The sequence below is a fragment of the Glaciimonas sp. GG7 genome, from assembly GCF_052976905.1.
The window spans coordinates 1-20,296 of the sequence record NZ_JBRIIQ010000019.1; the positions used below are offsets into that span (position 1 = coordinate 1).

Genomic DNA, 20,296 nt, shown 5'->3' on the forward strand with positions numbered 1-20,296 from the left:
CTGTCCGACTGCATAGCAAAAAATCCGCACAAGGCGGGTTTTTTGGATGATGCTGGACATCTTAAAACGATTCATTGGTGGAGGCGGCGGGAATCGAACCCGCGTCCGCAAATCCTCTACAGACAGTTCTACATACTTAGTGTTGTCATTTGATTTAACCCAGCCGCCGCGGACACACACGCTACGTTCAGGCGAGTCACCTAAATTTAACTTTTAGCCAGGTAACCCGACTCAAAGCGATTCCCTGTAAATGACTCTACTGCTGTTTTACCAGCCCACCCCAGGGACGAGATGGTGTAGAGCAAGCCGGTTATTAAGCGGCTTGTGCGTACGAGTTATCGTTTGCAGTTAGATATTTTCTGGTTGTATTTACGAGGTGACCAGCCCTCGGTATGCCCTGCACTGCTTTGTAACCCACGTCGAAACCAGGTCGCCCCCAAGCAAGGAGCCATTCTAGCGCAATTCTGTTGCCTGTGGTAGATGCGAGCCTTTTGCGAGCCTCATCATTTCATGCAACTTTTACCCCGGTAGTGCCTGAAGTGGTGGAATGCATGCTGATGAATGTCAAATGCGTACTTTTGAGATTGAAGCAGAGATTGAAGCAGAGGGTGAAGCCGGGCCGCGTTTGATAAAGAAATACGAAGCACAATGCGCGCTTTTTTTAGTCCAGTACGTTATTCTTTGTCCTGCTTAAGAGACGGTATGCGCTGCATACTGTCTGATGTAGCTCGCATAATCGTTTATACGGCGTTACGCCCGCCTGGCCGTACATTCTGCGTCGTAGCGATCTGGTCTAAACAATGATGCGGATTTGCTTACCTCACGTAACTCCTGACAATAATTGTAAATAATAATGACGCGCTATATTTTCCCTGTACTCATCGCTCTCGCATTAACTGGATGCGGATCATCTACATCTGGGCCATCCGAAAAGGTGGTCAGGGTCCAAAGCGATCCGGTGCCGACAGCTAACATAACCATTCCTAAACCTGTCGAGAAGATGCCTGGCGATAAGCAGGGCAGTGTCGGTTTCGGAACATTAGTCATTTCTCGCGATCCGACGCATCCCGATCCGGGCTGCATGATGGGCGTGTATCTCAACAAGCAATTGGTGTATCAATTTGACGCTGATCAGAGGGCGACATTTATTTTGCCTGCGGGGGATCAGATTGTCGCTGTGGATAACTCTGACGGGCGTAGTTCGTGCAAGTCAGTACCGGGCGAAAAGCGTCAATTAGTGCTCACGATTAATGCTGGCGATGTGAAAAATGTGCGCACGCAATTGTTGCCGGATAAAGGGGCGACAATTGCGGTGACTGAGCGTTGATGCGGGCCTGAATCAATCAGGTGACAGGCCGGTTCTAATCCGGCTCCCTATCGCAGCGCAAAATCAACGCGATTCGGCGCGCCTTTGTCTTTGATGCCATCTGCTGTGAGCTTGGGCGCGATAAGAAAAATCCGTTCCAGCGGAATCTTGCTCTGCGTCTCAAGATAGCTGCGTACTGCTTGTGCGCGCTGATCTGCCAATGCGCGTAAATCATCCGGGGTTACCTTGGTATTGGTCAGAATCAATTGCGCCATTTCCGGCACCGGCAACGATTTGGCGAAGCCGATAGCGTTGCGTGGCTTGTCGAACTTTTCGCTTTTGTAGACTTTGTCCATGAACTGCGCTTTATCGGCGTCGGTGAGTGCGGTTTCTTTTGGCGACGATGCGTCTGTGTCGGCCTCGGTATCCTCGGTTTTTGCTGCGCTACTTTTTTGTTTGAATGCACTTAGCTTGCGGTTCAGTGTTTCTTCACGCAGGCCTGCGCTATCAGCGACTGGATCGACGCGGCCCATGATGTCGAGCTTCAATGCTGGGCGGTCTAGCAGCGCCTTGGTGAGCGTGTCGAGTTTGGCCTTGGTCTGGGTGGTCAAGATGGCTGAGCCGGGCTTGAATTCTGCATAGCCGAGTTCTTCACCGCCGCCGAATGCTGAGCTGAGCAGGGCGAATGGTGAGGTCACCGCTTTGACGATGAGGTTGACGAAGACGCGCACGATGATGCCGCCTACGGAAAATTGTGGGTCCGAGAGTGAGCCGGAAATTGGCAGATTGATATCGATCTGGCCATTGCGGTCTTTGAGCAGTGCAACGGCTAAACGTACCGGTAGCTTGGTGGCGTCAGGGCTATCGATTTTGTCGCCGAACGTTAGTTGGTCTATGCGCAGATGATTTTGCGCGGTCAGCAATTGCTCTTCAACCTTATAGTTCACATCCATCGATAGCTTGCCTTTGACGATTGCATAGCCTGCATATTTGGCGGCGTAGGGCGTCAAGCTGGGCAGTTCAACACCGTTGGCGCTGGCTTTGATGTCCACAAACATGGGCTTAAATAATGGATTAAGGGATCCGGAAATGGTCACTGGCGCGTCATTATCGATTTTGCCATTGAGGTCGATGGGTGCGGGTGCAGGTTTGTCTGACGCAATCGCACCGATGCTGCCATTCATGCTCGTCATGTTGGCGGTGTAGTTGGGTTTGACGAAGTTGTCGGTGAAATTGATGTTGCCGTTTTTTAATACAACTTGCGCTATCCGAATAATTGGCGCGTTGGTTTTGGGTGGGGGTGGCGGTAGCGGTATTGCCGTTGTATCGCCTTTGATCATTTTGCCTTCGCCAGCTTGCGCTCCCGCTGCACTGTCGTCACTCTTTTTAGGACCGGATGTGGTTGCGGGCTCTGTGACGACGGCTGTTTTTCCAGCTGTGGATACGATGATGTTTTGTAAATTCAGCTTGCCTTCCGGCGACAGAATAGCGCGTGCGTAAAGGTCGTCAAGGCTGATTTTGCCGAGGTTGATGTTCTGCCGAGGGCCGTCGATGCTGGCGTTGATGCTGCTGACATCGAGCGTTCTCCATTTCAAGAAGTCCGCGCCATTTTCTTTATCGATCACGTGGAAGTTAGTCAGGCGTAGCGTGCCGTTGTAACGGGCAATCAAGTCTTTTTTGCCCGCTGGCGGCGTGAGCTGGAGTTTGCCTTTGGCGTTGGCCTGACCTGTGCTGAGCGTGACATTTAACAGTTCGGTGAAGTAGGGTTGCAGCGCTGCAATCGGTAGTCTCTGAGCATCAATGGCAAGATCAAGCGTCTTGAACTGAGGTGCGGCGCTGCCATTGAGCGTTAATTTTCCGCTTTTGTTGAGCGTGGTCAGTAGCGCAATGTTGACGGTTTTGTCGGACTTGCTGGAAACGTGCTCGATTTTCAGGTTAAGCGCATCGGCACGCAGATTCACTGCTGGCGTCACTGCTTTGTCGTTAAAGGCGATGGCGCTATCGGTGACTGTCACACTATCCAGGGTGGCGATCCATTCTGGCGCTGGCGCAGTTTTTAAAGGTGTTTTTTCCTGTTTGCCAGCAGGAGCTGCACTGTTGATGAATTGCTGAAGATTGATATTCCCTTTGGCATCGCGGCGCACGTCGGCCTGCATGCCTGCGAGGTGCAGGGTGGCGGCGTTGAAGGTGCGGGCCTGGGTATCGACGTTAGCGTTGTCTAGCGTGATTTGTTTAATGTGTACGCTACCGTTGGCGCCTGTTTTTGCTGCAAGTCTGGCGTTGTTGATCTCTACTGCGATTTGATTTAACGCTACTTTACCGTCACTAATGGCGATCAATGTTTTGAGGGAAAGCTTGCCAGAAAGGTCGGCTGCCAGTGCTTTATTCAGATAGGGCTGATACTGCGCGAGCGAGACTTCGGCCAGGCTTGCTTCGCCATTGACAGTGAGCGGTGCTGGTGTGATCTTGCCGGCAAATTTGATTTCCTGTGTGCCATTGGTGCCTGTACTCAACGAAACGATGGCCGGTTGAGCGGTGGCTGCGAGTGAAAATTGCTTCACGTCTAGCGTCAGATTTTTGAGTTGGGTGTTGAAAGCAGGTGCGGCGTTGGCGGCGTCAGACCAGTTGATTGTGCCATCTTGAATCGTGAATTGGTCGAGAGTCAATTGTGGTGCCGGGTTATCGGTTTTTATGACGGGTGTACTTGATTCGTGTTGATTAGGGGATGCATCCGATGCGGTCGTCGATGCACCAAGGGCACTCCAATTGAGGTTGCCGTTTGCATCCAATGCAGCCCACACTTCTGGTGCCTCAATAGCGATTTTCCCGATGGCGGCATTGACGGTAAGGAGGTTAAATTTGTTGATGTGTGCGTCTATTTTTTGCGCTTTAAATAATGGTGCAGCATCCTTGTCGGCAAGTGCGATATCGCTGAGTTTGACATCGCCGGAGAGATTGATTTCCGGCTGGTTTTTTTCCGCAATATTGCGCATGAAAGTCAGGTCCAGATCGGTCGATAGCTTAGCGCTCTGGATGGCGATGGGCAACGGCACGGGTGAAAAGCCGACATAGCTGGCAACGTCGAGTTGGTCGATGTTGATCGCCAGCGCGGTTTCTTGACTGTTGGAGAACGGTTTGGAACGTCCTTTGAGTGCAAATGGCGCGCCGTTGACGGTCATTGACAGGTGTGGCTGCACAAATACATTGACTGCATTGGCGAAGTTAGAGATGTACGGCACACCGATGTTCAGGGCGGCAATATTGACATGCTTGTCGGTGACTTTGTCGTCAAAGATGATGGTCCCATTTTCCAGTTGAATATTGGAGACTGAAAAATGCGTTTCTTCTTTGCTCTTGGGCTTAGCCAGAATGCGGTCGATGACGTCGGAAAAATTATAGCGACCAATCCCTTCGGCGCTGGTGCGAATAATGTGTACGTTGGGTCCGGATAAGGTCACTTGCTGTAGTACCGGGGCGAGGTGAAAGATGGACGTGACGGAGGCGTCGACCAGTAGCTTTTTAGCAGAAAAAGCCGGCGTGATCTGGTCGGGCTCATAGAGTGTGAAATCGGTGGCGATGAGCGTGAGTGTCAGCGGATTAAAGCTGATTTTGCCTATCGTGGCCTTGCGCCCGAGTTGCTGCGCTATCTGCTGCTCTGCCAGATGTTTTGTCAGTGGGGGAATACCAAGCCAGCTGATGCCAGCCAATATAGCTAACCCTATCGTAGTAAAGCGCATCCAACGCAAAGTACGGGCTAGCCAGAGTGGGCGAGGGGAGTTTTTCATGTTGTTATTCCTTGCTGGGCGACAACATCAATATACTGCGAGCGAATGTTAATAGCCATTGGAATAGCCACGGTACGCCAGAATATGCGGACGTTATCCAGCGACCTCGTGCATATGCTGCAACTGATATTGTGTACTGCTAAACGTGATGTTGCGTGGATTTATTGCGTCATGGCGCGCTGTATCAGGCCGATGAGTTCAGCAGGTGTATTTGCCAAGGCATCCGCTTCCCATGTAGTGGGTTCGGCGTGGCCGCAATAGCCCCATGCGGCAGCGACTGTCGGCATTCCTGCGGCGCGACCAGCCTGAATGTCGCGCAGATCGTCCCCGACGTACCAGCACTCGTGCGCTTGTAAGTGCAGACGCCGGGCGGCCTCTAATAACGGTGCCGGATGTGGCTTTGGGTGGGCTGTGGTGTCGCCGGAAATAACGCATCCGGCATGTTGCAGCCCGATTTGCGGGACGAGCAGATCGGTGAACCGTGCGGCTTTGTTGGTGACAATGCCCCATGCCAGACCGCGCTGATGCAAGTCTTGAAGCAGGGCAGGTACGTCATCGAAAAGACGACTTTTTACCGCTAATGCTGCTGCGTAATTATCCAAAAACGCGATGCGCAATTCTTCATAACCATCCTCACCAGGTTTGATGCCGAAAGCAGCGCCGATCAGACCGCGTGCGCCAGCAGAGGCGAAGGGGCGCAACGCAGCATAGGCAGTGGCGGGCAGTCCGCGTTCATGTTGAATGCGGTTCATTGCTGCCGCCAAATCCGGTGCGGTATCGGCAAGTGTCCCGTCAAGGTCAAAGAGAATCGCGCGCGGTATTGGCAGAGGCATAATCAAAAATAGGTTGTTAAATGGATGAGGAGGAAGAGGACGTTAAGCCCTCTTTGTATCGTTACACTGGTCGGGTGCAGGCAATCATATAGTTGACGCTGACATCCTGATTGAGCGAATAAACCCGGGTAACGGGGTTATAGCTCATCCCTTTGATGCCATCAGTGATCAGCCCGGCGTTGCGGGAAAATTGTGACAGCTCGGCCGGTGTAATGAATTTTGCATAGTCGTGCGTACCTTTTGGCAACATACGCAGCAGATATTCAGCGCCGAGTATCGCAAACAAATACGCTTTCGGATTGCGGTTGAGGGTGGAGAAAAATACTTTTCCGCCCGGCTTTACCAGCGTGGCGCAAGCCCGGACGATGGAGGCAGGATCGGGGACGTGCTCAAGCATTTCCATGCAGGTAACGACGTCAAACTGACCGGCTTCCCGAGTGGCAAGGTCTTCCGCAGCAATTTTTTCGTAGCGCACCTGGACGCCTGATTCAAGACCGTGCAAATCAGCGACTTTCAGCGCTTTTTCTGATAAATCGACGCCTGTGACGTTAGCCCCTTTTTTTGCCATCGATTCGGCCAGGATGCCGCCACCACAGCCAATATCGACCACATTTTTACCAGCTAAGGCGGCGCGCGCACTAATCCATTCGAGGCGTAGGGGATTGATTTCATGCAAGGGGCGGAATTCAGCATCCGGATCCCACCATCGGTGTGCGAGATCACTGAATTTTTGGAGTTCTGAGGGGTCAACGTTCATGTGCGTAATGATAGCTGTAAACTACGGCTTTGCGGATATCCTTAAGCCAGAAAGAAACGTAAACTGAGACGAAAAAAAACCCCGCCGAAGCAGGGTTCTTTGATCGAGACTGAATCGATTACTTGGTTGTACCAACCACTTCGATTTCAACGCGACGGTTTTTAGCGCGGCCAGCAGCGGTCTTGTTATCAGCGACCGGTTGTGACTTGCCTTTACCTTCAGTGTAGACGCGGTTTTGTTCAATACCTTTGTGAACCAAATAAGCTTTGACAGCTTCTGCACGACGGATCGACAGTTTTTGGTTGTAGGCAACAGTACCGACCGAGTCAGTATGACCAACAGCGATGATGACTTCCAGGTTCAAATCACCCAGTTTAGAAGTCAGGTCATCCAGCTTTGCTTTGCCTTCTGGCTTCAGGACAGCTTTGTCGAAGTCGAAGAATGCATCAGCAGCAAAAGTAACTTTTTGCGAAGTTGGTGCAGCAATGACAACTGGAGCAGCTGGAGCAGGAGGGGCTACAGCAGGAGGTGCAGCTTGCGCTATTTCACCATCACAACCTGGAACTGAGTCAGCAGGTGTCCAGTATCCAGTGTGCCAGCACAGACCGTACGGATCACGGGCAATAGTGCCACGCGCATCTTGCAAGTAAGCGCTAGTTGGGGTTTTGGCTTGGATATCTTTTATTTCCTGCGCAGAGGCAGTCAGTGCGACGACTGCGGACGCAGCGAAGACGAGTTTTGCTAATTTATTCATGTTTCTCCTCTCGGTTGAGATATCCGCAGATTAACTGCGCAACTAATACACGACATCAAAAATTGGATAATACCACGTGATTCACGCCCTTTACATGTGAAATTATCTACACGCAATGAACTTGGCATCATTCTGCCACAGCCTTCTATTGCTAGCGAAGGATGGACAAATAGCTATGGTACGTTTCTCATTTTTTGTTGTTTTCATGCAACATCATATTGTGAGAAGATTATTTCTTTTAAGGACATCATATAGCGGATTTTTAAATTAAATGAATTATTTATAACATTTTTATAATATTTTCTAATTTATTAATTTAATCACCGTAGAAGTTTTCGTGGACACATTTATATGTCCGACATTAGTGGCCCCTAGTGATTCTTGGTATGCATAATTGTTGGGATAGTTTTGGCTATCCTTGACGTGCGCAGAAAAGCCGAATAGAGGGCGCCTCGTGCTAAAATCACGCGTCCTAATGTCTACCTTTGGCCGCATTTTCGATCAGGATCGATGATCCAAGGTACAACTATCCTTGTCATCCCTCGTTGTTGAAGCAGAATGTCCGGCCTTGGGTCAGCTTTATCCGTGATCTATCAACCTAAGTAAAGACGCACCGACTCGCTAATGGATCAATTCGCTAAAGAAACAATACCGATTTCCCTCGAAGAAGAAATGCGCAAGAGTTACCTCGATTACGCCATGAGCGTCATCGTCGGTCGTGCGCTGCCGGATGTGCGCGATGGTCTCAAGCCTGTGCATCGCCGGGTCTTGTTCGCCATGCACGAAATGAATAATGTCTGGAATCGCCCTTACGTCAAATGTGCGCGTGTAGTTGGGGAAGTCATGGGTAAGTACCACCCTCACGGCGATCAATCGATTTACGATACTTTGGTGCGGATGGCGCAGAACTTTTCGTTGCGCTACATGCTCGTCGATGGTCAGGGTAACTTTGGTTCGATTGATGGCGACGGCGCAGCTGCTATGCGTTACACCGAGTGCCGCCTGGATAAAATCGCCAGTGAAATCCTCGCCGATATCGATAAAGATACCGTGGATTTCGTGCCTAACTATGATGGCAAGGAAAAAGAGCCGTCGGTTTTGCCTACGCGTATCCCCAACCTGCTCATCAATGGCTCGTCTGGTATTGCGGTCGGTATGGCAACCAATATTCCCCCGCACAACATCACGGAAGTCATTAACGGCGCGCTGCACGTATTGCGCAATCCGGGTGTAACGATCGATGAGCTGATCGAAATTATTCCAGCGCCGGATTTCCCGACTGCCGGGATTATTTATGGCGTCTCCGGCGTACGGGACGGTTATCGCACCGGCCGTGGCCGGGTCGTGATGCGCGCTAAGACACATTTCGAAGAATATGGCCGTGAAGGTCGCACCGCGATCATCATTGATGAGTTGCCTTATCAAGTGAATAAGAAGGCGCTGCTGGAACGGATCGCCGAATTGGTGCGCGACAAAAAGCTCGAAGGTATTTCCGATCTGCGCGATGAGTCTGACAAATCGGGCATGCGCGTCGTGATCGAACTCAAGCGCGGCGAAGTGGCTGAAGTTGTACTTAATAACCTGTACAAGCAAACGCAATTGCAAGACACCTTCGGCATGAACATGGTGGCGTTGGTGGATGGTCAGCCTAAATTGCTGAATCTGAAGCAAATGCTTGAATGCTTTCTGTCGCATCGGCGCGAAGTTGTTACACGCCGTACCGTCTTTGAGTTGCGCAAGGCGCGTGAACGCGGTCATGTACTTGAAGGTTTGGCGGTTGCGTTAGCTAATATTGACGATTTCATTGCCATCATCAAAGCAGCGCCGACGCCGCCTGTGGCGAAAGCGGGCTTGATGGAGCGGTCATGGGATTCGTCCGTTGTGCGCGATATGCTGCAACGTACCGGTGCTGAAAATACCGGCGGCATCAATGCTTTCCGTCCGGAAAATCTGCCGCTACATTACGGTATCCAAACCGATGGTTTGTATAAATTGTCGGACGATCAGGCGCAAGAAATTCTGCAAATGCGTTTGCAACGCCTGACCGGTCTGGAGCAGGACAAGATTGTCAACGAGTACAAAGACGTGATGGTGACCATCGCTGACTTACTTGATATTTTGGCGAACCCAGAGCGCGTTACCGTCATCATCACCGACGAAATGAACGCCGCTAAAAACGAATACGGCATCGGTAATAAAGATGAGCGTCGTTCGCAGATTGAATTGAATCCAACTGATCTCGGCACGGAAGATTTGATCACGCCGCAAGACATGGTGGTGACCTTGTCGCACACCGGCTATATGAAATCGCAGCCAGTGTCTGAGTACCGCGCGCAAAAGCGTGGCGGGCGCGGCAAGCAGGCGATGGCAACCAAAGAAGACGATTGGATTGATCAGTTGTTCGTCGGCAATACGCACGACTACATCTTGTGTTTCAGTAATCGCGGTCGTCTGTACTGGCTGAAAATCTGGGAAGTCCCACAAGGTTCGCGCAATTCACGCGGTAAACCGATTGTGAATATGTTCCCGTTGCAAGACGGCGAAAAAATCACGGTCGTCTTGCCATTGTCAGGCGACAACCGTAGCTTCCCGGAAGACCGTTACATCTTTATGTCGACCAGTCTTGGTACGGTCAAAAAGACCCCTTTATCGGACTTTAGTAATCCGCGTAAAGCCGGGATTATTGCCGTTGATCTCGATGAGGGCGATTTCCTGATTGGTGCTGCGCTGACCGACGGACAGCATGATGTCATGCTGTTCTCCGACTCTGGCAAGGCTGTGCGCTTTGACGAAAACGATGTCCGTCCAATGGGCCGTACTGCACGCGGTGTGCGCGGTATGAACCTGGAAGACGGTCAGCAAGTCATCGCTTTGCTGGTTGCCGAAAACGAACAGCAATCGGTTTTGACCGCGACTGAAAACGGTTACGGGAAACGTACTCCGATCACTGAGTACACCCGTCATGGCCGCGGTACAAAAGGAATGATCGCGATTCAAACCAGTGAGCGTAACGGCAAGGTTGTTGCCGCCACGCTGGTTGATCCTAGCGATGAAATTATCCTTATCACTACCGGCGGCGTATTGATACGCACGCGTGTTGCTGAGATTCGCGAGATGGGGCGGGCCACACAAGGCGTGACGCTGATCGCGGTGGAAGATGGCACTAAGCTGAGCGGTCTGCAGCGCGTGATGGAAAGTGACGTTGAAGAAGTGGTCGAAGATAGTGCAGAAGTCCCGGCGGCCGATGCTAATACAGATGGTGTTGGTGAAGATGACAGCGCCGCCGGTAAAGAAGGCGGTCCTGCTGACGCCGAGTAATCGTATGTCAGCGCGTGTACATAAAACTGCGCTCGTAAAAACCGGTTGAGCAGGATTCTCCTGCTTGACCGGTTTATCGTTTGGTTCGCAACGTGACATGAATACATCTTCTGTTTTAAGTAGTTTTCCAAAAAATCTCGCTGTCCCCAGCTTTCATTGCCGAGTGCCAATATGACGATTTTTAATTTTTCCGCTGGTCCTGCCGTATTGCCCAAAGAAGTGCTGCAACAAGCTGCTGCTGAAATGCTGGATTGGCATGGTAGCGGGATGTCGGTGATGGAAATGAGTCATCGCGGCAATGAATTTATGTCAATACTAGAAAACGCCCAGCGCGATTTTCGTGAGTTATTGGACATTCCAGCTAACTATAAAGTGTTATTTTTGCAAGGCGGAGCGATTGCCGAGAATGCCATTATTCCGATGAATCTGGCGTCCCGTCTGAGTGCCGACAAGTCGCTCCCCGGTATCGCCGATTATGTGAACACAGGCACTTGGTCAAGCAAGTCGATTAAAGAAGCCCAGCGCTATTGCAAGGTCAATATCGCCGCCTCGTCAGAGCCGCAACAATTTGCGCAGATTCCACCGCGCGCGCGCTGGCAGTTGTCGATGGATGCCGCTTACGTCCATATTTGTACCAACGAAACCATCGACGGCGTCGAATATCAATTTACGCCCGAAGTCGCTATCGACACCAATGGCGCGCCCATCGTGGCTGATATGTCCTCACACATTTTGTCGCGCCCGGTGGACGTCTCTCAATACGGCGTCATCTATGGCGGCGCACAAAAAAATATTGGCCCGGCTGGCCTGACTATCGTTGTGGTGCGAGAAGATTTACTGGGCCACGCCATGCCAGCTTGCCCGTCGGCCTTCGACTGGAAAAACGTGGCCGATAACGACTCCATGTACAACACGCCGCCGACTTACGCGATCTATATCGCTGGACTAGTCTTTCAGTGGCTCAAGCGGCAAGGCGGTGTGGCGGTGATGGAACAAAAGAATATCGCCAAGGCCGCGTTGCTGTACGACTATCTGGATTCCACGGCCTTTTATCAAACCAAAGTGGCGGCAGACTGCCGCTCGCGCATGAACGTCCCGTTCTTTTTGCGCGACGAGTCACAGAATCAGGATTTCTTGAGCGGTGCCAAAGAACACGGTTTGTTGCAGCTAAAAGGGCATAAGTCGGTCGGTGGTATGCGCGCATCCATTTACAACGCGATGCCCATGGCCGGTGTCGAGGCGCTGGTGGCCTATTTGAAAGAGTTTGAAAAGCGGCATGGCTAACCTTGGCTAACGGTGAACAGGGCTGTTATTAAGCCCTTCACCACAGTCATCTTGGGCTGCATGCATTAACGCAATAGCGTAATAAAAAAGCGACGCAACCACACTCATCATGATCCAGGAAAAACTTCTTCCGTTACGCCAGAAAATCGACGACATTGACGCGCAAATTCTGGTCTTGCTTAATCGTCGCGCTCAGTTAGCGCAAGAAGTGGGGCATGTAAAAGCCCAGACAAATGCCCCGGTGTTCCGACCGGAGCGCGAGGCGCAAGTCCTGCGTAGCGTCGCAGATCGCAATCCGGGGCCGTTGCAATCGGGCGATGTGCAAACGATTTTCCGAGAAGTGATGTCTGCTTGCCGGGCGCTGGAGAAGCGCGTTACCGTCGCCTATCTCGGCCCTACGGGCACCTTTAGCGAACAGGCCGTGTATCAGCAATTCGGTCATGCGGTAGACGGTCTGGCATGTGTATCGATTGACGAAGTGTTTCGTGCCGCAGAAGCCGGAACCGCCGATTTCGGCGTAGTGCCGATTGAGAATTCATCTGAAGGCGTCATCAATCGCACGCTGGATTTGCTGCTGCAAACGACATTGCGCATTAGCGGCGAAGTGGCGATTCCGGTGCATCACAGCCTGATGACCAAAGACGGAACGACGGATCGCGTGACGCGCATTTGCGCGCATTCACAAGCATTGGCGCAATGTAATGCCTGGCTCAATCAGCATTATCCCAATATCGAACGACTGGCGGTGGCCTCCAACGCCGAAGCTGCGCGCATGGCGAGCGAAGATCCGACCGTTGCCGGTATCGCAGGCGAGCTTGCCGCGCAAACTTATGGCTTGCAAATTGTCAGTGCACATATTCAGGATGACCCGCACAACCGCACCCGTTTTGCGGTGGTGGGTCGCTTGCAGACTACGCCTAGCGGTAAGGATCAGACCTCATTGGTGCTGTCGGTGCCGAACAAAGCGGGCGCGGTCTACAGTTTGTTGTCGCCACTGGCCACGCACGGTGTGTCGATGAGCCGTTTTGAATCGCGGCCAGCGCGCATGGGCGCTTGGGAATATTATTTTTACGTCGATGTCGAAGGCCACGAGCAGGATGAAAAGGTTGCCAAGGCGTTGGCTGAACTGAAGCAAAATGCGGCGTTTTTCAAGTTGCTGGGGTCATACCCGCTGAGTCTTTAATATGCATAATTCACCTACACTTTTCTTATCATTTCTATAGAAAGCCCACGATGTCGATTCAACTTGGTCCAGAGTATGTTCGTGCCATCGCCCCGTATCAAGGCGGCAAACCGATCGCTGAAGTAGCGCGTGAATTCGGTCTCGATGAAGCGAAGATTATTAAACTTGCCTCGAATGAAAATCCGCTAGGCATGCCGGAGTCCGCCAGATTAGCGATGCAAGCCGCGGTCGCCGATATCGGCCGCTATCCAGACGCCAACGGGTTCGATCTGAAGGCCGCGATCATGGCCAAATACGATGTTCCTGCGGATTGGATTACGCTGGGCAACGGCAGCAATGACATTCTGGAACTGGCCACGCACGCCTTTGTGCAGCAGGGGCAAGCCACGATGTATGCCGAGTATTCATTTCTGGTCTATGCGTTAGCGACACAGGCGGTTGGCGCACGCGCAATCGTGGTGCCGGCCAAAGACTTCGGTCATGATTTGCAGGCGATGGCGGCGGCGATTACGGATGACACACGGCTCATTTTTATCGCTAATCCGAATAATCCGACCGGCACTTTTATTCCTGCTGCTGAAATTGATGCTTTCTTGCAGCGTGTGCCGTCGAACGTTGTCGTGGTGCTTGATGAGGCCTATAACGAATATCTGCCGCCTGAGCTGCAATTTGATGCCATTGCCTGGGTGCGTCGCTATCCGAATTTGCTGGTGTCGCGCACGATGTCGAAAGCCTATGGATTGGCTGGTTTGCGGATCGGCTTCTGTATCGCGCAGCCTGCGATCACGGATTTGCTTAACCGTATTCGTCAGCCATTCAATGTTAATTCGTTAGCGCAAGCAGCTGCAGTTGCCGCGCTCAATGATCAGCCATTCTTGCAACATAGCGCCCAAGTTAATACCGACGGTTATGCGCAGTTGACGGCGGCGTTCGATGCGTTGAAGCTGACTTACGTGCCGTCGTTCGGTAACTTCGTCATGGTCAAGGTTGGTGAAGATGAGGGCGCGGGCGCGCGGGTCAATCTGGCGTTGTTGAAGCAGGGAATTATTGTGCGCCCGGTCGGAAATTACGGCTTGCCGCAATGGCTGCGCATCACGATAGGGCTGCCGCATGAAAATGCTGCCTTTATCGCCGCGTTGCAAGCCTTGATGGCTTGATGGTGTTGCGTCGTCATCACTAAAATCTAACCTTTCACTCACCCTCTGCTCAATCCTTCATCGTGTTTAAGAAAATTGCTATTTTTGGCGTTGGCCTCATAGGAGGATCGTTTGCGTTGGCGCTCAAACAGGCCGGTGCGGTTGCGCAAGTTGTGGGTGCGGGACGCAGTCTGGCATCGTTACAACGTGCGCTGGAACTCGGTATGATTGACGCCATCGCGACCTCGCCTGCGGACGCTGTAGCGGACGCCGATCTGGTGTTGATTGCTGCGCCAGTGGCCCAAACCGGCGCAATACTCGCCAGTATTGCGCCGTATTTGCAAGCCCGAACCATCGTCACCGATGCCGGAAGTACCAAAGGCGATGTTGAAGCGTCTGCCCGCTTGGCGCTAAGCGAAAAAATTAGTCAGTTTGTACCCGGTCACCCGATTGCCGGGCGCGAAAGTAATGGTCCTGATGCAGCGATCGTGAGTTTATATATCGGCAAAAAAGTCGTGCTCACGCCATTGCCTGAAAACAGCGCCGAAAACATACAGCGCGTTGCCGATGCATGGCAACTGTGCGGCGCGCACATACACTGTCTTTCAGCCGCGCAGCACGATCTGGTGTTTGCCTCGGTGAGTCATTTGCCGCATCTTTTGGCCTACGCGCTGGTCGACGATATTGCCAATAAACCGCATGCCGATGTGCTGTTTCAGTATGCCGCCAGCGGATTTCGCGACTTCACCCGTATCGCTGGATCATCGCCGGAAATGTGGCGCGATATTTCACTGGCGAATCAGGATGCGCTGCTGCAAGAGCTGGACGCTTATCAGGTCAAGCTGACGCAGTTGCGCGGCTTGCTGGCAGCGCGGGATGGTGCAGGTCTGGAGGCGATTTATCGGAACGCGCAACAAGCGCGCCAACATTGGATTAGCGCCATAGAAGCGGCGGAAAAACAGAATAAGGAAGGTGGAGATTAATGGATAAGAAAATGAAACAAGCCAAGCACTACCCGGAATATATCGATGTACATCCGGTTGCAAAATGCCAGGGCACGGTGAAATTACCCGGCTCAAAAAGTATTTCTAATCGTACTTTGTTGTTGGCAGCCCTCGCCAACGGCACGACAGAGATTCTCGACTTGCTGGCGTCCGACGACACGCTGGTGATGCTGATGGCGTTGAAGCAATTGGGCGTCAACTGGGAGCAGGACGAGGATACGCAACGCTATACCGTGCAAGGTTGCGCCGGACGTTTTCCTACGCATCAGGCCGACTTGTTTATGGGCAATGCCGGGACTGCGATTCGTCCTTTAACTGCGGCATTGGCGGCGATGGGCGGCGACTATACGTTGCACGGCGTGGCGCGTATGCACGAGCGGCCTATCGGTGATCTGGTCGATGCCTTGAATGCCATCGGTACGCGGATTGCCTATACCGGTGTTCCCGGCTATCCGCCATTGCACATCCAACGTGGTCAGTTGCATGCGCACCGGATGTCGGTACGCGGCAATGTATCGAGCCAATTTTTAACCGCATTATTGATGGCCGCACCGCTGATCGCGAAAGATCAGGCGGTCACGATCGATGTCATTGGCGAGTTGATTTCTAAGCCGTATATTGAAATTACCCTCAATCTGATGCAGCGTTTTGGTGTCACTGTTGCACGCGACGACTGGCAATCATTCACTGTGGCTGCCGGACAGCAATATCAAAGTCCGGCCACGATTCATGTCGAGGGGGACGCTTCATCGGCTTCTTACTTTCTGGCAGCTGGCGCGATCACTGGTGGCCCGGTCAGGGTTGAGGGCGTTGGTAAAAATAGTATTCAGGGCGATGTGCGTTTTGTTGAAGCGCTGCAACAGATGGGCGCAGACATCACGATGGGCGATAACTGGATCGAAGTCTCTTCAACGGGCGTATTGAAAGCGATTGACGCTGACTTTAATCACATTCCTGATGCGGCAATGACCATCGCAGTGGCGGCGTTATATGCCGATGGTCCTAGTACTTTACGTAACATAGCCAGCTGGCGCGTGAAGGAAACCGACCGCTTGAGCGCGATGGCGACTGAACTACGCAAGCTCGGCGCGATAGTCGAAGAGGGCGAGGATTATTTGCGCGTGACGCCGCCGACTGTGATGCAACCGGCCACGATAGCAACCTACGACGATCATCGTATGGCGATGTGCTTCTCTTTGGCGGCGCTCGATGGCGCTGCGCTGCGCGGTACGACAGTACGTATTGATGATCCGAAATGTGTAGCAAAAACGTTCCCTGATTATTTTGATGTTTTTGCCAAGCTCGCTGAGCAAACTTTACTGTAAGGCGACATGCTCAATACTCCTTTTTCGATCGAAGATGTCTTTGAATTAGCCACGCTTGCAACCATTGAACGCGCTCAGGAATATGTCAGGCAGCAGCGGGTAATCAGCATTGTTGTGCAGGAAGAGACACTGCTCGGACGTGTTCTGGGAAGTGGCAAAAGCATGTACCACCAGTGCATTGAGTTGGCCGATGATGATGGGAATGTCTATTTAGAAGGCGGCTGCAGTTGTCCCGTTGGCTATAACTGCAAGCATGTCGTTGCAGTCCTCATTCAATATTTAGAAGATGAGGGTATTCCAACTGAGGTTTCATTCACTCGGGCAGAAAATCAAGCGCATCCATCCGTCGCGCTATTGCCGCGCCTCATCGGTAACTGGTTGCAGCGCGTAGAGGATGAATTGGTCGTCAAGCCGATGGCAATGGCGATGCAATCCGTTCCTGCTCCTGTTGCTTCGGCGCATCGGCTTGTTTTTGCATTGGTTCCGGTTCAAAACGGCAAGCAGGTTTTACTTTCTTTGTGTAAAGCGCGGCTGCGTAAAGATGGTCGTTTTAGTTCGGTCAAACCGCTGAGTGATAGTTATAATTTTTTTACCGCCATGCGCGAGTTTGAAAAAGAGATCGATCAGGATGCGGTGAGTTTGTTCCTTGCCTTGCTCAATCGTAAGCAGCAAAGTGCGCCGTATTATCAATCCCAAAGTCAGCAAAATAACTGTGAGTTAAGCGGCAAGCTGGGCGCGCAATTATTGCGTCTGTTACTCGAGAAAAATAACCTGCTATGGGCGAACTCCCCTGTTGATCTCAGCAAAGGGCAAGCACATTTTCTGTCGTTGTCGCCCCCGCGCACTGCGACCTTGGAGTGGGATGAACAGCGACAAGAAGAATCCTTAGACGAGCCGCGCGATGCGCCGCATATGAAATGGGCCCGACCTGCCGGCAAAGCGGCGAAATCGCCGGAGATGCCGCGTGAGGTCTCGAAACTGGTCTGGAAATTTGCGTCCGATTCTACGTCTGCCACCGATATCGGTACCGACTTGCCGTCGGAGCGCGGGGAGACGATTGATTATGTTTTGCCGACTGTACCGCCTTGGTATATCAATAATTTGTCTTGCGGCGAACTGACGTTGCCGTCGATTTTTCAAAAAATTGCGCAAGATGCGTTGATCAATTTGGTGGCGCAAGCGCCCTTGCTTGATGCCGGTAATAAGCTGCAAGTCGCGCAGTTATTGCTTGCGCAGGGCGTGAGCGATGTGATCCCGTTGCCTGTTGAGGTGCCATTTTCTATTCTGGAATCGATTACGCCGCAACCGAGATTGGTTTTGGGTAACCTGCCGTTCGATAAAGGTGTGCGGGGGGACTTTGCGCAACTATCTTTTGTCTACGACAGAATGATTGTTTCTGCCCAATTTAGTCCTTCATTTCAGCGCAATGGCGCGTCAGGGATTGAGCGAATTATCCGCAATCAGGCCCTGGAAAATGCGGCTCACCAACTATTGCTGGATCACCATTTTCACGCAGTACAAGATAGCGAGCATTTTTCCGGACCGCGACAAGATGCCTTCCTGATGACTGAAGAGGCCGCATGGTTACGCTTTGCGAAACACGGTATCCCCGCTTTGAGCGCGGCGGGGTGGCGGATCGATAAAACAGCCGATTATCGTTTTGATTTGACCGATATCGACGATTGGTATGCCGACATTCAGGAGGCCAGCGCCGATCAGCAGGGTAATCCCTGGTTCGATCTGGCGTTAGGGATCGTCATTAATAACGAGCGCGTTTCTTTGCTGCCGTTATTGATTGATCTGATTCGTCAGGCTCCGGATGACTTTAATCAGCGGGCCTTGGCACAGCGTGATGACAGTGACGAGTTTCTGGTGGAGCTGGAAAGCGGACAGCGCGTGGCGTTGCCGTGGGGGCGAATTAAGCCGATTTTGACGACGCTGGGGGAGCTATATTTCACCGATAAACTCGGCGATTCAGTGCGGCTTTCCGTGCTGGATGCGGCGCGGCTTGCTGAGTTGGAGGGGAGTGCTGAACTGCGCTGGATGGGTGGTGAGCGCTTGCGCCAATTGGGACAGAAGCTCAATAGCTTCGGAGGCGTTCAACAAGTTGCTGTGCCCGACGGATTGCAGGCAAGCTTGCGCGACTATCAGCGCGAGGGTTTGTCCTGGATGCAGTTTCTGCGTGAATATGATTTTGCCGGGATTTTGGCTGACGATATGGGGCTGGGAAAAACCATTCAGGCGTTGGCGCATATTTTGATCGAAAAGAATGCGGGACGTTTGACCTCCCCGGCGTTGATCGTCGCGCCGACGAGTTTGATGGCGAACTGGCGGGAAGAGGCGGAGCGCTTTGCTCCGTCACTGAAAGTATTGGTGCTGCAGGGCAAAGAGCGGCTCGCTTATTTTGATCACATCGGCGACTACGACGTGGTGTTGACGACCTATGCGCTCTTGCCGCGCGACGAAGAGCGGTTGCGTGCGCACGATTATCATTTGTTGATTCTGGATGAAGCGCATTACATTAAAAATGCGCGCTCAAAGGCGGCCCAAAGCGCAGCCTTAATTAAAGCCCGACATCGCTTGTGTCTGACGGGAACCCCGCTCGAAAATCACTTAGGTGAATTATGGTCGCAGTTTCATTTCTTGCTGCCGGGGTTATTGGGCTCAGAAAAAGACTTCAATCGGGACTTCCGCACGCCGATAGAAAAGTACGCCGACGATGACCGCAGAGCCTTGCTGGTGCGCCGCATTAAGCCTTTTTTATTGCGTAGAACCAAGGATGCCGTGGCTAGTGAATTACCGCCCAAAACGGAAATGGTGCGCCATGTAGAGCTTTCTGGTGCGCAGCGGGATTTATATGAAACAGTGCGTCTGGCGATGGATAAAAAAGTCCGTGCTGCGATTGAGAGTAAAGGCGTGGCGCGTAGTCAGATCATTATTTTGGAAGCATTGCTGAAATTGCGGCAGGCATGTTGCGATCCACGATTGGTGAAAACGACGAAGGTGGAGGATGGTCGTACATCGACTGTGCCTTCGGCCAAGTTGTTGGAATTAATGGAAATGGTGGTGGAGTTGCGTGAGGAAGACCGACGTATTTTGATCTTCTCGCAGTTCACCAGCATGCTCGCCTTGATTGCCGAAGCACTTACCGCCGTCGATATTAGTTACGCATTACTGACGGGCGAAACGAAAGATCGCGCAGCAGTAGTGCGTTCATTTCAGAGCGGGGAAGTACCGGTATTTTTGATTAGTCTTAAAGCTGGTGGCGTCGGCTTGAATCTGACCGCTGCCGACACCGTGATTCATTACGATCCCTGGTGGAATCCTGCTGCGGAATTGCAAGCTACCGACCGCGCCTGGCGAATTGGTCAGGATAAGCCGGTGTTTGTGTACAAGCTCATCGCTAAAGGCACGGTCGAAGAAAAAATTCAGGCTTTGCAAGGTAAGAAGGCGGCGCTGGCTAACGCTATATTGGGCACTAGCGGGGAGGCGTTGAGTTTGAAGCTGACTGCGGAAGATTTGCAGGCTATTTTTGCACCGTTGGATTAAGAACATTGGGTTGAAAGACCGCTTTTTCATGCAATATTTTTGCATTAAGTGTGAAAAAGCCG

General features: G+C 52.1%; 12 protein-coding genes and 1 other RNA gene. 8 read left to right on the plus strand and 5 right to left on the minus strand.

Going from position 1 to position 20,296, the window contains the following annotated elements:
- Window positions 1-75: 75 nt before the first annotated feature.
- Window positions 76-438, minus strand: a transfer-messenger RNA (tmRNA) gene (gene ssrA, locus ACVBEF_RS06900).
- Window positions 439-958: 520 nt separating this feature from the next.
- Between ssrA and ACVBEF_RS06905 the strand changes: the two genes are divergently transcribed.
- Window positions 959-1,327, plus strand: a complete 369-nt coding sequence (locus ACVBEF_RS06905; RefSeq protein WP_447123200.1) for a hypothetical protein — start codon at window positions 959-961, stop codon at window positions 1,325-1,327.
- A 47-nt stretch (window positions 1,328-1,374) separates the two neighbouring features.
- Here the strand turns inward: ACVBEF_RS06905 and ACVBEF_RS06910 are convergent, their stop codons facing one another.
- The 4 genes from ACVBEF_RS06910 to ompA all read right to left on the minus strand — a co-directional run bounded on the left by ACVBEF_RS06910 (window position 1,375) and on the right by ompA (window position 7,435).
- Window positions 1,375-5,091 (minus strand): DUF748 domain-containing protein, encoded by a 3,717-nt coding sequence (locus tag ACVBEF_RS06910; protein WP_447123201.1) that lies wholly within the window; start codon window positions 5,089-5,091, stop codon window positions 1,375-1,377.
- A gap of 161 nt (window positions 5,092-5,252) precedes the next feature.
- Entirely contained in the window at window positions 5,253-5,924 is a 672-nt protein-coding gene (locus tag ACVBEF_RS06915; RefSeq protein WP_447123202.1) for an HAD family hydrolase, read from the minus strand.
- A 61-nt stretch (window positions 5,925-5,985) separates the two neighbouring features.
- Window positions 5,986-6,681, minus strand: a complete 696-nt coding sequence (ubiG, locus tag ACVBEF_RS06920; protein ID WP_447123203.1) for a bifunctional 2-polyprenyl-6-hydroxyphenol methylase/3-demethylubiquinol 3-O-methyltransferase UbiG — start codon at window positions 6,679-6,681, stop codon at window positions 5,986-5,988.
- 118 nt (window positions 6,682-6,799) lie between these two features.
- Window positions 6,800-7,435 carry an outer membrane protein OmpA gene (ompA, locus tag ACVBEF_RS06925; RefSeq protein WP_447123204.1) on the minus strand — a complete coding sequence of 212 codons (636 nt, stop codon included), beginning with the start codon at window positions 7,433-7,435 and terminating at the stop codon, window positions 6,800-6,802.
- Between the two features lie 624 nt (window positions 7,436-8,059).
- Between ompA and gyrA the strand changes: the two genes are divergently transcribed.
- The 7 genes from gyrA to ACVBEF_RS06960 all read left to right on the plus strand — a co-directional run bounded on the left by gyrA (window position 8,060) and on the right by ACVBEF_RS06960 (window position 20,234).
- Window positions 8,060-10,753 carry a DNA gyrase subunit A gene (gene gyrA, locus ACVBEF_RS06930; protein WP_447123205.1) on the plus strand — a complete coding sequence of 898 codons (2,694 nt, stop codon included), beginning with the start codon at window positions 8,060-8,062 and terminating at the stop codon, window positions 10,751-10,753.
- Window positions 10,754-10,924: 171 nt separating this feature from the next.
- A complete protein-coding gene (serC, locus tag ACVBEF_RS06935) occupies window positions 10,925-12,037 on the plus strand; it encodes a 3-phosphoserine/phosphohydroxythreonine transaminase (RefSeq protein ID WP_447123206.1) in 1,113 nt (370 codons plus the stop codon).
- A gap of 109 nt (window positions 12,038-12,146) precedes the next feature.
- The gene (gene pheA, locus ACVBEF_RS06940; RefSeq protein ID WP_447123207.1) at window positions 12,147-13,220 is read left to right on the plus strand and encodes a prephenate dehydratase; all 1,074 of its coding nucleotides are present in this window, start codon (window positions 12,147-12,149) and stop codon (window positions 13,218-13,220) included.
- Window positions 13,221-13,270: 50 nt separating this feature from the next.
- Window positions 13,271-14,377, plus strand: a complete 1,107-nt coding sequence (hisC, locus tag ACVBEF_RS06945; RefSeq protein WP_447123208.1) for a histidinol-phosphate transaminase — start codon at window positions 13,271-13,273, stop codon at window positions 14,375-14,377.
- A gap of 62 nt (window positions 14,378-14,439) precedes the next feature.
- Window positions 14,440-15,339 carry a prephenate dehydrogenase gene (locus tag ACVBEF_RS06950; protein ID WP_447123209.1) on the plus strand — a complete coding sequence of 300 codons (900 nt, stop codon included), beginning with the start codon at window positions 14,440-14,442 and terminating at the stop codon, window positions 15,337-15,339.
- 11 nt (window positions 15,340-15,350) lie between these two features.
- Window positions 15,351-16,685 (plus strand): 3-phosphoshikimate 1-carboxyvinyltransferase, encoded by a 1,335-nt coding sequence (aroA, locus tag ACVBEF_RS06955; RefSeq protein WP_447123246.1) that lies wholly within the window; start codon window positions 15,351-15,353, stop codon window positions 16,683-16,685.
- Window positions 16,686-16,691: 6 nt separating this feature from the next.
- Window positions 16,692-20,234: a DEAD/DEAH box helicase gene (locus ACVBEF_RS06960; RefSeq protein ID WP_447123210.1), complete on the plus strand. Its 3,543-nt coding sequence runs from the start codon at window positions 16,692-16,694 to the stop codon at window positions 20,232-20,234.
- Window positions 20,235-20,296: the final 62 nt, after the last annotated feature.

What these genes read in the sequence shown, in the direction of transcription:
- ACVBEF_RS06910 (WP_447123201.1), bottom strand. Translation starts at nt 5,091, where the DNA reads ATGAAAAACTCCCCTCGCCCACTCTGGCTAGCCCGTACTTTGCGTTGG.
- ACVBEF_RS06915 (WP_447123202.1), bottom strand. Translation starts at nt 5,924, where the DNA reads ATGCCTCTGCCAATACCGCGCGCGATTCTCTTTGACCTTGACGGGACA.
- ubiG (WP_447123203.1), bottom strand. Translation starts at nt 6,681, where the DNA reads ATGAACGTTGACCCCTCAGAACTCCAAAAATTCAGTGATCTCGCACAC.
- ompA (WP_447123204.1), bottom strand. Translation starts at nt 7,435, where the DNA reads ATGAATAAATTAGCAAAACTCGTCTTCGCTGCGTCCGCAGTCGTCGCA.
- gyrA (WP_447123205.1), top strand. Translation starts at nt 8,060, where the DNA reads ATGGATCAATTCGCTAAAGAAACAATACCGATTTCCCTCGAAGAAGAA.
- serC (WP_447123206.1), top strand. Translation starts at nt 10,925, where the DNA reads ATGACGATTTTTAATTTTTCCGCTGGTCCTGCCGTATTGCCCAAAGAA.
- pheA (WP_447123207.1), top strand. Translation starts at nt 12,147, where the DNA reads ATGATCCAGGAAAAACTTCTTCCGTTACGCCAGAAAATCGACGACATT.
- hisC (WP_447123208.1), top strand. Translation starts at nt 13,271, where the DNA reads ATGTCGATTCAACTTGGTCCAGAGTATGTTCGTGCCATCGCCCCGTAT.
- aroA (WP_447123246.1), top strand. Translation starts at nt 15,351, where the DNA reads ATGAAACAAGCCAAGCACTACCCGGAATATATCGATGTACATCCGGTT.
- ACVBEF_RS06960 (WP_447123210.1), top strand. Translation starts at nt 16,692, where the DNA reads ATGCTCAATACTCCTTTTTCGATCGAAGATGTCTTTGAATTAGCCACG.